At 32.8% G+C, this 16,463-nt stretch carries 7 protein-coding genes; all 7 read left to right on the top strand.

Features of this window, described 5'->3' with window-relative positions:
* Positions 1–24: 24 nt before the first annotated feature.
* Entirely contained in the window at positions 25–1,581 is a 1,557-nt protein-coding gene (locus G8C41_RS08010) for a sensor histidine kinase (protein ID WP_166007158.1), read from the top strand.
* Between the two features lie 7 nt (positions 1,582–1,588).
* Positions 1,589–2,293 carry a response regulator transcription factor gene (locus G8C41_RS08015; protein ID WP_105296279.1) on the top strand — a complete coding sequence of 235 codons (705 nt, stop codon included), beginning with the start codon at positions 1,589–1,591 and terminating at the stop codon, positions 2,291–2,293.
* 119 nt (positions 2,294–2,412) lie between these two features.
* Positions 2,413–3,777: an MATE family efflux transporter gene (locus G8C41_RS08020; RefSeq protein ID WP_221411723.1), complete on the top strand. Its 1,365-nt coding sequence runs from the start codon at positions 2,413–2,415 to the stop codon at positions 3,775–3,777.
* A gap of 174 nt (positions 3,778–3,951) precedes the next feature.
* On the top strand, positions 3,952–11,094 hold the full coding sequence (locus tag G8C41_RS08025) for a type I polyketide synthase (RefSeq protein ID WP_166007160.1): 7,143 nt from the start codon (positions 3,952–3,954) through the stop codon (positions 11,092–11,094).
* An 8-nt stretch (positions 11,095–11,102) separates the two neighbouring features.
* Entirely contained in the window at positions 11,103–15,428 is a 4,326-nt protein-coding gene (locus tag G8C41_RS08030) for a type I polyketide synthase (RefSeq protein WP_166007162.1), read from the top strand.
* The gene (locus G8C41_RS08035; protein WP_105296282.1) at positions 15,416–15,715 is read left to right on the top strand and encodes an acyl carrier protein; all 300 of its coding nucleotides are present in this window, start codon (positions 15,416–15,418) and stop codon (positions 15,713–15,715) included. The genes G8C41_RS08030 and G8C41_RS08035 overlap by 13 nt, the downstream gene beginning before the upstream one ends.
* The gene (locus G8C41_RS08040) at positions 15,693–16,454 is read left to right on the top strand and encodes an alpha/beta fold hydrolase (protein WP_166007164.1); all 762 of its coding nucleotides are present in this window, start codon (positions 15,693–15,695) and stop codon (positions 16,452–16,454) included. The genes G8C41_RS08035 and G8C41_RS08040 overlap by 23 nt, the downstream gene beginning before the upstream one ends.
* The last annotated feature ends 9 nt before the right edge of the window (positions 16,455–16,463 follow it).

The raw sequence follows: 16,463 nt of genomic DNA on the forward strand, positions 1-16,463 counted from the left end.
GGTTAAAATGATTAATTTTGTACTATGAAGGAACGTTTCATCCCTATTTTATCGGGATTAATGACCATTTCCCTTATAGTTTTTGTGGGATTGCAGATTTTTTGGCTGAAACAAGCTATAGATGCAGGTGAACAGGATTTTTCATCTCGTGTATACAAAGCACTAAATAATTCTTCCAAAAAAATTAATACTATAGAGATTAATAAGTTTTACAAACCGTTTACTAATTTCTATCAAGACATTAATAATCAAAAAGATTCCAGCACCATCCAAACAGCCATGAGTGTTATTGACTCACAGTCTGTTAAATACATCATTTATAAAAAAACAATCGTCAATAAAAAGCCTCTTATCATTCCTTTTTCAAAAAAAGATACTTTAAAAATCACCAATTTACTAACGGATGAAGGCGTATTAAAAATTAAAAAAGATTCTCTTCAAACCAATATTAGACCGATTGAAAAAAATATTGAAAATAGTTTTGTAAGCCCTAAATTTACCTTGGACGAATTTGCAAGATTGAGTGTAAACCAGATGAGTTTGGAATCCAGGATTAACATGCAGTTAATAGATTCAGTGGTTAACTTAGAGCTTAAAAAGCACAATATTAATACTGAATTTAAATGCGGAGTGCTCAACAATAAACTTAAATTAACTAAAATCCATAGTGATGACTTTATCTTAAGTAATAAGTTTACTCAAAATTACAATGTAGTTTTATTTTCTGACGGAAAAGATAATACCCAATATTATTTATCCGTTTATTTCCCTTCTAAACAATATTCCGTACTAAATCCTATTTTGGGAGCTATTGGAGTAACCATAGCCTCTACTTTGGTTATTATTGCTATATATATTGCTTCCATATATTATATGTCCCAGCAAAAAAAGATTTCTGAAATAAAAACTGATTTCATAAATAATATGTCTCATGAATTTAAAACTCCTATAGCAACCATTAATATTGCTACGGATGCGCTAAATTCGGAGAAAGTTCAATCAGAACCGGAAAAGATGAAATTCTATACTTCTTTAATCAAGCAAGAAAATGATAGAATGAAAAAACAGGTAGAGATGGTTTTGAGAATGTCGAAACTTGAACGAAATGCACTTCAACTGATCCGAAAAGAAACAGATATTCGACAAATCCTGAAAAACAGCATTAAAACTGTTCGGGTACAAGTGGAACAACGAGGGGGAACAATTAAAGAAGAGTATTTAGCAGATAAATATATTGGAAATGTGGATGGATTTCATCTCACCAATGCTTTTGTTAACATATTAGACAACGCGAACAAATATTCATTAGAAAAACCTGAAATCTCGGTAAAAACTTACAACGATAAAAATGATTACGTAGTTGAAATTTCAGATAAAGGAAAGGGTATGTCTGAAAACGTTATAAAAAAAATATTTGAAAAATTTTATCGGGAAGAAACCGGAAACATACATAATGTAAAAGGTCACGGATTAGGCTTGACCTACGTAAAAAATATCATTAAGTTACATAATGGTGGTATTAAAGTTGTTAGTAAATTACATAAAGGAACCACTTTTATTGTACGTATTCCTCTAAATTAAAAATATCATGGATAAAAAAGTAAAGCTATTATTAGTAGAAGATGATCCAAGTTTTGGTGCTGTTTTAAAAGATTACCTCTCTATTCACGATTACGATGTAACCCTATCTGTTGATGGTGAGGATGGGTTAGAAAAATTTAAAGCAGACAATTTTGATATTTGTCTCTCCGATGTAATGATGCCGAAAAAAGACGGCTTTACATTAGCTAAAGAAATTATTGACATTAATCCGGATGTTCCGATTATCTTTTTAACAGCTAAAAATATGCGTGAGGATATTCTTACCGGATATAAACTTGGCGCTAATGATTATATAACTAAACCATTTGATTCTGAAGTTTTATTGTATAAAATTAATGCCGTTCTTCAAAGGAATTCCAATTCTTCCGTTAATTCTGAAAATGAAGACAAAGAAATTTATGAAATTTCCAATTTTAAATTTAACACCAAATTACGTCAATTAGAGGTTAACGGTAAAATGCATAAATTATCTCCTAAAGAGAATGAGCTGTTAAAACTTCTTTGCAAGTATAAAAATGATCTTATGCCAAGAGAAGAAGCCTTAACTAAAATTTGGCATAATGATAATTATTTCACTTCTCGCAGTATGGATGTTTACATTGCTAAAATCAGAAAATTACTTAAAGATGACGACAATGTAGAAATCGTAAATATTCATGGAGAAGGTTTTCGCTTATTAGTGAAAGATTAATCTTTCTCAAAAACTATATGGAATAGATTATTAATCTTCATAAAAAAGATTAATAACCTATTCTTTTCCTTTACTTAACTAACTATTTATTAAAAAACAGACGATCTTAATTATTACGAATGGAGGCTATAGATAAATCTCAAAACATCTCAGAGCTGGAGAATGAAAAACCCGGCAAACTTATTTGGAAATATGCCGTTCCGGCTATTATAGGAACTATAGTAATTGCTTTATACAATATCATTGACAGTATTTACATAGGTCATGGAGAAAATTTGGGAGATCATGCTATAGGAGGACTGGGAGTTCTTCTTCCCATAATGAACCTTATCTCAGGAATAGGTATGCTGGTTGGAGCCGGTGCGTCTACACGTACCTCAATTTTTCTAGGCCAAAAAGATATGAAATCTGCCAATATTGTATTGGGAAATTCCATCTTATTAGCTACCGCATTAACTTTCTTGTTAATCATAGGTATGTATGCCTACATGGATCCGATACTTATTGGTATTGGAGCTACTCCTCAAACATTCCCATTTGCAAAAGAATTTTTACTCTATTATCTTCCGGGAAATATATTTTTAACGGTTAATTATGCTCTCAACAGTATCATGCGAGCATCAGGATATCCTAAAAAAGCCATGTATATGATGCTTATAGGAGTTGTCGCCAATATTATTTTGGCTCCCATCTTTATATTTGTATTGAAATGGGGAATGAAAGGTGCTGCCATAGCAACCAATATTTCCATGGCGATAGGCTTGGGTGTCGTTTTAAAACATTTTTTTAATTCTAGTTCCATTGTATATTTTCACTGGAAAAGTTTAAAACCCAATTATAAGATCATTTGGTCCATAATTAATGTGGGGTTTGCTCCTTTTTTCATGTTAATTGCTGCATCTGTTGTTGTTTTATTCATAAATAACAGGCTTAATGTTTACGGAGGCAGCACAGCCATAGAAGCTTATACCATAGCCAATCGCCTAATCATGGTATTTATAATGGTATTAGTAGGTTTAACTCAAGGAATGCAGCCTATTATAGGTTATAATTTCGGTGCTGAAAATATGAATAGAGTTAAGGACACGTTAACTTACAGCCTTAAAACCGGATTTTTTATTGGATGTCTAGGATTTTTATTCGGTTTTTTATTCCCTGGACTTGTTGTTCAACCTTTTAATCCTTCCCCAAAATTAGCAAAAGAAGCATCTTTAGCTTTACAAATAATGACCATTACATTACCATTAAGCGGCATACAAATGGTTATTTCGAATTTTTTTCAATGTATTGGAAAAGCTGTTATTGCTTTTATTTTAAGTATGAGCAGACAATTCTTACTACTTGTACCCTCATTATTTATTCTACCTAACTACTTAAAATTAAACGGAGTGTGGTACTCCATTCCATTATCCGATACAATCTCTACTATTTTAGCTATAATCATCTTTATTTGGCAGGTTCGCAAGATCAAAAACTTAATATAAATTAATATTAACAAAATGTTAAAATTATTTTTTTTTGATTATATTTGCGATTCGATTTCCCCCCTTTAATAACACGGGGAATATGTTTAGTTAATACTATATGATCCTAGATTATCTTAAGTAGTAAAAAACATTGATAAGTTAAATATTTACTAAATACAATTTTTTTAAGCCATGCAAGAAAAAAAAGAGTTATTTGTTCTTTCTCCTTTTGAATTACCTGACGTTGATCTAGCCTTAAAAACTATTAAAACCGGGGCTTTTCCAATTCTACATTTAGGAAGAGATAAAAACAAAGCTATTCAAAGTTTAAATGAACTTTCTGAAAAAACAAGAGAATCATTTGGTGTATGTTTTGTGTCAGAATCAATGGCTGACCTTACACTTCCTGAAAATGTAACAAAAATATTTATTCCTTTTAATTTTAAAATTTCTGTTAAAAAAAATATAGAAATTTTTCATCAAGTTCACTCATTGGATGAAGCAGAAGAAGCCATCAAAAAAGGGGTAGAATCAATTATATTAAAAGGAAATGAAGGAGCAGGAAAAGTGGCTTATGAATCCTCATACGTTCTTTTTCAAGGAATCAAAAACAAGCACAAAAAATTAAAAACTAAAATTTACATACAAGGAGGAATGGGTATTCATACCTCTGCTGCTGCCTTAGCAATGGGGGCACAAGGTATCATATTGGATAGTCAAATCGCTCTTTTTCCAGAATGTAGTATATCTAAAGATTTAAAAAATATTTTTAACAAGCTGAGTGGAAGCGAAACTGTTATTATCGACAATTTCAGAATTTTACTTAGAAAAAATTCACCGGAATTACCAATACAAGCAAAATATGAAGATATTTTACCTTTTTTAGGCGGCCTGGATCTTTCTCAAAATATAATTCCTATGGGACAGGATATTTGCTTATCCGTGGATTTTGTAGAACGATACAAAAAGCTTGAAAATTTAATTATAGCTTTTCAAGAAGCTGCCTATGGGCATTTATTGCAAGCTAAAAATTTAAATATAATCGGAGAGAACAGCCCTCTTGCGAAAGAATTAGGAACCAGATTTCCAATCGCTCAAGGTCCTATGGCTCGAGTTAGTGACGTACCTGAATTTGCTGAAAAGATTGCCAATGAAGGTGGGGTTCCATTTATTGCAATGAGCTTAATGATTGGACAAGCAGCTAAAGATGCTGTTGAAAAAACACATGCACTATTAAAAGATAAGGCTTGGGGAGTAGGTATCTTAGGTTTTGCTCCGGCGCCATTGCGTGAAGAGCAAATGAAATACATCCTCGAAAATAAACCTCCTTTTATTATCATTGCAGGTGGAAGACCTTCATTAGCTAAACCTTATGAAAAGGAAGGTATCAAAGCATTTTTACATGTACCATCTGTATCATTACTGGACATGTTCTTAAAAGAAGGTGCCAGAAATTTCATTTTTGAAGGAAGAGAAAGCGGTGGACATGTTGGCCCTTTACCTAGTATGGTTCTTTGGGAAAAACAAATCTATCGTTTATTAAAAGACGACCAACCAAGTACATTAAATATATTCTTTGCAGGAGGAATTCACGATGCATTTTCTTCCGCATTTATCTCTATTATGTCTGCATCCTTAGCAGCAAAAGGAGCTAAAATTGGTATACTGATGGGAACTTCTTACTTATTTACAAAAGAAGCTGTTGAAACGGGTGCTATTTCAGATGAATATCAAAAACAATCCGTAGCACATGATAAAACCGTTTTACTAGAAGCGGCTCCAGGTCAAGAAACCAGAGCTCTACCTACCCCTTTTACCAAATTATTCGATCAAGAAAAACAACGATTATTTGCGGAAGGTTTAGATTCCAAAGAAGTTTGGTTGAAACTTGAAGAAATGAACTTGGGACGTCAAAGAATTGCTGCAAAAGGAATTGAAAGACAGGGTAAAGAACTTATCAAACTATCCAATGAAGACCAGTTAAATAAAGGGGTATTTATGATTGGACAGGTTGGTGCTTTAAGAGGCAATTCAACTACCATAAAAGAACTCCACAAAGACGTAGCAATAGAAAACAATAAAGTTCTTTCAAAATTAGATAATCTTACAGAACCAACTAAAGAACCTAGTGGTTCTAAATTGGCAATTGTAGGTATGGCAGGTATTTTTCCTCAAGCCCAAACGTTAGAGGAATACTGGAAAAATATTTTGTCCGGTAAAGATTGTGTTACCGAAGTTCCTGATGACCGATGGAATAAAGAACTTTTCTATAATCCCGACACCAGAGATACTGATTTCGTTTCCTCTAAGTGGGGTGGTTTTATACCAACCATAGATTTTGACCCGTTAGAATTTGGTATCCCTCCTCAATCATTAGCTTCCATAGAACCGGTGCAGTTATTAAGCCTTTTAGTAGCTAAAAGAGCATTGGAAGATGCCGGTTATGACATGAAAACTTTCGATGGAGAAAATACATCTGTTATTATCGGTGCAGAAGGAGCAACCGAATTAGCTTCAAGTTATGGATTCAGAGGATATGCAAAACAAGTTTTCGGAGATCTTCCTGAGGAACTTAAAAATATGCTTCCTAAACTTAATGAAGATTCCTTCCCGGGGGTTTTATCCAATGTGGTGGCAGGTAGAATTACCAACAGGTTAAATTTAGGGGGTACCAACTATACTGTTGATGCTGCCTGTGGTGCATCTCTTGCAGCAGTAGATATAGGATGCCAAGAATTACAAAATTATAGAACAGACATTGCCATCATAGGGGGAGCAGATTTACATAATGGTTTAAATGACTTTTTAATGTTCTCTGCAACACATGCCTTATCAAGAAAAGGAAAATGTGCTTCCTTCGATGCTAATTCTGATGGAATTGCTTTAGGAGAAGGAATTGGAATGATTGTGGTTAAAAGACTGGAAGATGCAGAACGCGATGGAGACAGAATCTATGCCGTAATAAGAGGAACAGGTGCCAGCAGTGACGGTAAAAGCTTAGGTATGACCGCTCCAAATAAAAGAGGTCAGATGAAAGCTCTACAAAGAGCCTATAAACATGCAGGTGTTTTGCCTTCAGAAGTTGAATTAATTGAAGCTCATGGAACAGGAACTGTTGTAGGTGATAAAACAGAATTAAGCGCATTGACTGAAATGTTTTTAGAGTCCGGAGCTTTAGTGGGACAAACTCATTTAGGGTCTGTAAAAACTCAAATCGGACATACTAAATGTGCTGCCGGTATGGCCGGATTGATTAAAACGGCTTTAGCAACCTATTACGGTATTCAACCGCCGACCATCAATTTAACTAATCCGAATGCTTTTTATAACAAAGAAAGCAGTCCGTTTAAATTTAATACTAAAGCGGGAATCTGGAGCAGTGAAAGAAGAATATCCGGAGTAAGTGCGTTTGGTTTTGGTGGAACCAATTTCCATGTTGTAATGGAAAATTATAAATCAGAAATTCCTACTACAAGCAGCTTAACTTCTTGGCCTTCCGAATTATTTGTTTTCAAAGGGGATAACTTACAAGAAGCCAAACAAATTGCTCAAAAAGTTAAAAATTTAATTGAAATAAACAGTTCTCTAAACTTAAAAGATATAGCTTATAGTTTAGCAACTGATAACAATAAAAATATTCAAGCTTCTATAGTAGCTTCCAATACTATTGAATTAAAAGATAAAATTGAATCTCTTCTTTCCAATAAAGAAGAAGCGGGGATTTATCTAAGGGATCCTAAGGAAGGTAAAGTTGCCTTTTTATTTTCAGGACAAGGAAGTCAAAGAATTAATATGGCTCGTGATCTTTTTGTGGCATTTCCTACTATGAGATCCTTATTAATTCAAAATAAAGAGGTTGAAAAAATATTATTCCCTCATGCGGTTTTTGATGATGAGAGTAAGAAATTACAGCAAACTACCATCACAAAAACTCAAAATGCCCAGCCATCATTAGGTATCGTTGATTATGCGATCGCCAGTTTTTTACGATCTTTAGAAATTGAACCGGATATGGTTGCGGGACACAGCTATGGAGAACTTCCTGCGCTTTGTTTTGCAGGAGTATTCAAACCTGAAGAATTAGTCTCTTTAAGTAGAAAAAGAGCCCATGCAATTTTAGATGCTGTTGGACAAGATAAGGGTAAAATGATTGCATTAAATCTACCGGAAGTAGAAATAAAATCATTACTCGAAGGAGAAAAAGAAGTTTGGGCCGTAAACTTCAATTCTATCAAACAAACCATTCTTGCCGGTTCTACTGCTGCAATGACTGAGTTTATGAAGAAACTTACGGATAAGAAAATCACTTACAGAGAATTGGCCGTAGATTGTGCTTTCCACAGTCCACTATTGAATAAATCTACAGATTTATATTTGAAAGAGCTTTCTTCTGTTGATTTTACTTCTCCGACGTTGTCCATATGGTCTAATACAACTGCAGAATTATACCCTTCCAAACCTGAAGAAATTAAAAATCGTTTAGCTGAGCATTTAATTAATCCTGTATACTTTACCAAAGAGGTTACGAATATGTATGCAGAAGGTGCGCGAATATTCATTGAAACCGGTCCGGGTAAAGTTCTCATAAATCTTGTTCAATCTACTTTAGGTGCTCAAGAAATTACTACAATTCAAACCGAAGAAAAAGAAAAAGAAGGAATTACCTTTTTACTTAATGCATTAGCTAAATATATTGCTACCGGAAGAAATATAAATCTTGAAAAACTATTTGAAGGTAGAAAAGTTACTTCTATAAATTTTGATGAACCGGAAAAATATAAAAAGAGAGCTACAAACTGGCTTATCAATGGCCATTATGCTATTCCTTCCGTAGGAAGCCTTCCTCCTAACGGAGCACTTCCAATTAGCAAACCGATAAATTTAAATTTTGGAGCTATTTCCGATACTTATACCATGAATAACAATCTTACACAAGCGGATCATGTTATCCTTGAATATTTAGGAAACATGAGATCTATGATACAAAACCAAAGAGACGTCATGTTAGGATACTTTGGTCAAAATCCAACAACTATTGCTGCTCCTCAAGCAACAACAACTATTCAAGTGCCTACTCAAAGCAATCAAATTGCTACTCCTCAACCAACGGTGGTTGTTCCGGCTCAAGTCGCCGTACCGGTACATACAGTTGCTCAAAGTTCAGCTCCTGCATTATCAATTCAAGTAATCAAAGACACTTTGCTTGATACAGTAAGTGAAAAAACCGGATATCCTATTGATATGCTAGGTTTAGACATGGATCTGGAGGCCGACTTAAGTATAGATTCCATTAAAAGAATGGAAATAATTGGAGCTTTAAAAGAAAAATTAAAAATCAATGCTGATTTTGAAGAATCTGAAGATGCTATCGAAAAAATGGCTTCTATTAAAACACTTAGCGGGGTTATCGGATGGGTTGAAGAATTAGTAAAATCAGATCAACCCGTATCTCAAGAAGTTACTGTAGCTACAAATATATTACCTGCAGCAACTCCAAGTGCTAAGAAAGAAGCCCTTTCTTTGGAAGTGATTAAAGATGCTCTCCTTAATACCGTAAGTGAAAAAACAGGATATCCAATTGATATGTTAGGTTTGGATTTAGATTTAGAAGCTGATTTAAGTATCGATTCCATTAAAAGAATGGAAATAATTGGAGCATTACGAGAAAGATTAAATATTACTTCTGATTTTGAGGAATCTGAAGATGCTATCGAAAAAATGGCCTCTATAAAAACATTAAACGGGGTTATCGGATGGATTGAAGATTTAGCAAATGGGGATTCTTCAGAAAAAACAGACAAGCAAATTGCAGCTTCACCGGCTGTAAATGAAATATCTTTTGATGCTGAATCAATTTCAGAATTAGAAAAAAACCTTGATTCAGCTAAAGACGAACCTCTTTTAAGAACTCGTTTTGAACTTGAAAAATATCCAATTAATGGATCAGATAAAATACAAATAGAAGGCAAAAAATTTGCAATTACTGATGATGGAAAATCTATGGCTAAAGATCTTAAAAAAGCTTTAGAAGCAAAAGGAGCTACAGTAGATATCATTTCAGACAGTAATACAAATCTTTCAAACTACGACGGTCTTCTTATTCTAGAGGTTTCAGAATCATCTAGGCATTATACTATTAAAGATGCTTTTACTCTTATAAAAAGTGCTGATATGGATCGTATTCAATGGATCTATAGCTTCAGTGACCTGATGGGTGATTTAGAAGGTAAAAAAGATATCAAAGAATTAAAGAAAATTCAAGGTTTTCCGGGATTAATCAAAAGTTTAGCTCGTGAATATTCTAAAATAAATTGTAGAGCTATTATATCTAATACTGTATTTACTTCTAAAAATTTAACGGAAATAGTTTTAAATGAAATACAAGCAAAAGACATTTCTGCTGAAGTCATTTATAAAGATACCGAACGTTTTCGTCTTAATTTAGTACCTGAAGCTCTTGCTGTAAATGGAAGCTCTAAATTAGACCTGGATAAAGAATCTGTAGTACTTGTTTTAGGAGGTGCTCAAGGAATTACCGCTGAATTAACTAATCAACTTTCTTCTGAATATCCTTGTCATTATATTTTGGTAGGACGTTCCGCTAAACCTACTGAGGAAGATAAAAAATACATTTCATTAAAAGATAAAAATGAAATCCGTAAATATCTTATCAATGAAGAGCAAATGAAAACTCCTACTGAAATAGAGAAGAAAGCTCAAAAAATTGATAAAACCAATCAAATTATACAAACCATAGCCCAAATTGAAAAGTCAGGTTCTAAAGTAACATATGTTTCTTTAGATGTAACAGATGAAAAAGGACTAAGGAAATTTATAAAAGATACGTACAAACAATACGGTAGAATTGACGGATGCATTCATGCAGCAGGACTTTTAGTTGATAAGTTATTTACACATAAAACCCTTGAAGCATTCGAACAAGTTTATTCTACTAAAATAAATCCTTTACACGTACTGTTAGACGAACTTCATAGTGATATTAAATTCATTATTTTCTTCAGCAGCATCGCTTCTGTATACGGTAACAGAGGACAAACTGATTATGCTGCAGCCAACAGCGTGTTTGACATGATTTCGTGGGCTATCCAGGGAAAAACCAACGCCAGAGTTTTAGCTATTAATTGGGGACCTTGGAAAGGAGCAGGAATGGTATCCAGCTCTTTGGAAAATGAATTTAATAAAAGAGGTGTTGCTATGATTCCTTTAAAACAAGGAGCTCGTGAATTCGTTAACGAATTAAAATATGGTAATGATAACCAAGTTTTAATTATGGGAGGAAGTGATCAAGGAGTTAAACAATTTTTCGGAATCTGAGTATAACTATGAAAGATACAGATATTGCAATTGTAGGAATGTCTTGTTTCCTTCCAGGAGCAAATAATATCAATGATTTTTGGAACAATTTATTGAAAGGAACTTCTTCCATAACTGATGTTCCTGAAGAAAAAATTGATTCAATCTACTTTAAAAATAATTTAAATAAATTAGATCATATTTATTGTAATAAAGGAGGATTTATTCCTCCTATTACAATTGATCCATCTAAAATAGGAATAACACCGGAACAGGTACAGCACTTAGACCCTACACAACTTTTAGTAATAAAATTAGTCTATCAAGCATTAGAGGATGCTTCTGTATTTGAAAAAAATATTTCTTTAAAGAAATCTTCGATTATAATCGGAAAAGAAAATTACATTAGTTCCAATGACTTAAAATGGATCGATATTGTTCGTACCAGCGAGCAACTTGCTTTAGCCATTAAAAATATACTTCCGTCCATTTCCGATCAAGACATTGAAAAAGTTAAAGAGGCTTTTCAAAAGGATAAAGGGGCTCAAGAAAATAAATTACAACTTGAACATACGACAAAGTCAATTGCGGGAATAGTTTCCTCTCATTTTAATACTGAAGGTACTGCCTATACCATCGATGCATCCGAAGTAAGTTCATTACTTGCTGTTGAACAATCAATACAGGAATTACTTGCTAATAAGGTCGAAATTGCAATCGCAGGAGGTATGCAATTTAGCCAAAACTCTCCTTATTGGAGTATGTTTTCAAAATCGGGTTTATTATCTCATAAACAAGAAATTAAACCTTTTAATGAAGATGCTGACGGTATTTTATTAAGTGAAGGAGCCGGATTTATTGTACTAAAAAAATTAAGTAAAGCTCTTTCCGATAATGATCGTATTTATGCTGTAATTAAAGGGGTGGGAATTGCTTCCAATAGAAATAATTTTTCAAACGGACAAAAAACTGCTATTCAGGAGGCTTGGAAAAATGCAAAAGTTAAATCTGAAAATATCGGATATATAGAGGCTAACGGCACAGCTATTAAAAACGATGATAAAATTGAGATTGATGTGCTTTCTGAACTATTCAAAGATGGAAAAGTTTTAATCGGATCGGTAAAATCAAATATCGGACATACTCTTTCTGCGTCCGGTATGGCCGGTTTAATTAAAACTGCACTTTCTTTATATAATAAGAAAATTCCTGTAACTCTGAATTGTGAAAATCCTAATAATTCACTTAAAAATACACAAATTACACCCGTTACCGAAATAATCGATTGGAATGAAAAAGAAATTCCATTACATGCAGGGGTTAGCGCATTTGGTATTGACGGAATGAGTGCACACGTTGTTTTACAGGCACATAGTCATTCCGAGGAAAACAACTCTTCAATTCCGGTTTTTGACAACGAAGCGATAGCTATTTCCGCTTCATCTAAAGAGGCGTTAATTAAAGCTTTAGATAAAAGAAATTTTTCCTTATCTGATCCAAACGGTACTTATCGATTAGTTCTTTTTAATCCGACATCGGATCGTATTGAAAAAGCTAAAAAATTAATTTCAAAAGATAAGCCTTGGAAAGGAAGACAAGATATTTGGTTCTCAAACAAACCACTTTTAAGAAATAATGAAAAAATAGCTTTCTTATTTCCGGGATTCGATCCTTCATCTAATCCGGAAGTAGAAAGTATTGCAAAATATTTTGGGTATAAAATACCTAAAGAAAGAATTACAGGTAATTTATTACTTGACCAGTCTTTTAAACAATTTCACGGAGGTGAAATTATAGACGGAGCGTTAAAAAAAATGGGTATAATACCCGATTTAACTGCAGGGCATAGTTTAGGAGAATGGTTCGCAGCAAAATCAGGTGGTCTGGTTTCTGATGAATCCGTTGAAAATTTATTAAATTCAATGGATCCGGAAAAATACAATATGGACGATGTGTATTTTATCGCCGTAGGCGCCGGTACAGAAACAGTAAATCCCATTTTAGATGGAATCCAGGATCTTTACCTGTCTAATGATAATTGTCCCAACCAAGTTCTTTTGTGTGGAACAGAAACAGCAAAAGATCAATTAATACAAATCTTAAAATCTAAAAGTATATTTTATCAAGTTTTAGATTTTAAATCGGGCTTTCATTCACCATTCCTAAAAAAGAAGCTTTATTTACTGGACGATCTTAATTACATTAAGATTGAAAAAAATGACATTCCGGTTTGGTCGGCCACTACCCTAGATGTTTACCCGCATGATTTTGAATCTTTCAAAGAATTAACCATGCAACATCTAACTCAAGCCGTTCTTTTTCGTGAATTAATTGAAAAATTATATGAAAAAGAAAATGTTAGATTTTTTATACAAATAGGAAGTGGAAGTTTAATTGGTTTTGTGGATGATATTCTTAAAAATAAAGAATATGCTGCAATATCGGCTACAGTTCCTAAACTTTCAACTTTGGAACAATTGAGAAGGGTACTTTCTTTATTATTCATTGAAGGTAAAGAAATTAATACTTCTTTCATAGGTCTTAAAAATAAGGAAACTTCTTCTATCGAAGAGATTCAAGTTTTTGAAAACCAATCTTTAGTAAAAAACTTTCCTTTATTACAGGAATTATCCAATAAATATAAAATTCATACTACCGAATCAGATTCTATAAATTCTCTTTTCATTAAATCCAATCATCCGGTTATTCAAGCGATGAATGAGTATACCCAAGAACTTATTCTCATGCAAAAGGAATTTACTGAAATGGTTGAAACAAGAAAAGCATTTGCATCAAATTCTGATTATTTAGTTACTGATTTTGTACCCTTAAAAGAATATGCTCCTCAACCAATTATTCCAAATACGGTTACTCAAGAGATAAAAGTTGGAAGTTCTTTTGAAGAAAAATTAGATATCGACTTAAAGAATTATCCTTATATAATAGATCATTCTTTATTCAGACAACCTAAAAATTGGAAAGTTGTTGAAGATATGTGTCCGGTTATACCTATGACCATGACTTTTGAACTATTAATAGAAGCAGCTCATAAACAAAACTTAAATAAAAAGGTTCTTCGTTTGGGTCCTGTAAGTGTTTTCCAATGGATGAAAGTATATAAACCTTTCCAACATACCATTGAAGGAACTTGGAAAACTGAAAATGTAGTTTCTTTGAAAATCAAAAATTTCGCAAATGGAGATGTAACTTTAGGCGATGCATATCCAAGTGCAGACCCTGCTTATCTTGAAAATATTGATTTTGGAGAAAATGCGGTAGCTCTCCCTACTCCGGAAATTATTTATAAAGATCATATGTTCCATGGTCCCGGATATCAAGGTATTTTAGAAGTTACAAACATTTCTAAAAAAGGATTAAGAGCCATTGTTAAGAAATCCTTTGGTAAAGGTTCTTTAATGGATACTATTGGTCAACTTTATGGCTTATATCTTCAATTGATGTTAGAGGGAGAATCTAAAGTTAGTTTTCCGGTAAAAATTGAAGAAATTAATTTCTATCAAGATGTAGAAGATCAAGAAGGAATTTTTGAATGTATTTGTCTTCCTACCTCCTATGTAGATAAATTGGCAACTGCCGATATTATCATGAAACGCGACGGAAAAATTTGGTGTATAATTAAAAATTGGAAAAATCAAATATTTGAAGGTTTTGACACCAGGCTATGGAATACGAATATGAGTCCGGCGGATCATATTTTGGCAAATGAAATAGCACCGAATGTTTATTTCTTCGATGACCGATATAAAAAAGCTGTTAATCAAGATTTCTTGATGCATATATATTTAAACACTGAAGAAAAACGTCGATATGATTCTTTAATGTTAAATAAGAAAAAAGATTTCTTAATCAGTCGTGTATGTGTAAAGGATAGTGTTAGAGATTACATCAATAACCAAAATGGTATAAAATATTTCCCTATAGAATTTTCTATTCAGCATGACGAAAAAAATAAGCCATCCATACACGGGGTTCCGGAAACTAAGTCATTAGAAATTTCAATTGCTCATAAAGGAAGCAATACGGTAAGTATGGTATCTAATAAGCCGGTAGGGATTGATATAGAAACCATTGAGGAACGTGACAAAGGCTTTTTAGATATTGCATTCACAGATAAAGAACTTACTCTTATTAAATCAAAAGAAAATATAGCAGAATGGAGCACTCGTTTTTGGGTAGCTAAAGAAGCCTATGGAAAAATGCTTGGTGTTGGATTAAACGGAAATCCTAAGCAATATGAAGTAACATCTATTGATGGTGAAAATTTAACTATCAATGAAACTATAATAAAAACAATTAAACATAATAATAAATTCATAATCGGATGGACTCTATAGAAAAACAAAAAGAAACTATTTTTGAATCACTTAAAAAATTTATTACTGAAGTAATTGGCGAAGACGTAGCGGAAGAATTAACTATTGAACCGGAAAGTGTTTTTACCAGAGATTTGGAAATGGACAGTATTGAAATTGTTTCATTTGCGGAGAAAGTAAAAGCTACCTATGGTGACAATATAGATTTTAATGGCTGGTTATCAGGTATGGATATGGATCAATTAATCAATTTATCAATCAACGATGTTGTTAATTATATTGTAGATGCCAATAATTCAGATAAATAACAGAAAAACTCACATCTTAGAACTCAATCCGGAAGCTTCCGAAACAATTGTAATGGTTCATGGTATGTTTACCAATTTATCCATATTTTATTTTAATATAGCTCCGGAACTTGCTAAAAAATATCACGTGGTTATGTATGATTTACGTAGCCACGGCCTTAGCGGCAAAATTGATAATGGGTATGATTTAGAAACTCTTTCTAATGATTTGATGGATCTTTTAAATCATTTAAATTTATCAAAAGTTGATCTTGTAGGCTATAGTTTTGGTGGTTTAATAGCTTTATATACTGCAATTCACCATCAGGATAAAATAAAAAAACTTGCTATTATCGATTCTCCTATTACAGATAAAAATGGAGATACAGAGCAAATTCTTGAAAAATATGGTAATGAGTATATCGAACACTATATGAAAAATTATAGTATTTCAACAAATATTACTCCTAATAACAAACAGCTTGAAAAAAGTAAAAAATTATTTGATTTTCTACTTCATGAAACTTCGATGCCTCAAGATTTAATAAAGGATAAGAATTTTTCAACAGAAAAAAATATGAGTCTCATAAAAAATAAAACATTATTACTTTATGGGAATGAATCGGATTGTTTACCGGATGGGAAGTTATTAAATACCTATATTCCTGATTCAACCTTATTTTCAGGAACAGGAGATCATAACATTCCAATTCAAAACCCTGAATGGATTAACGAAAAACTGAGTGAATTTTTTACTTAATAAATTAAT

Source organism: Apibacter sp. B3706, assembly GCF_011082725.1.
GTDB lineage: Bacteria > Bacteroidota > Bacteroidia > Flavobacteriales > Weeksellaceae > Apibacter.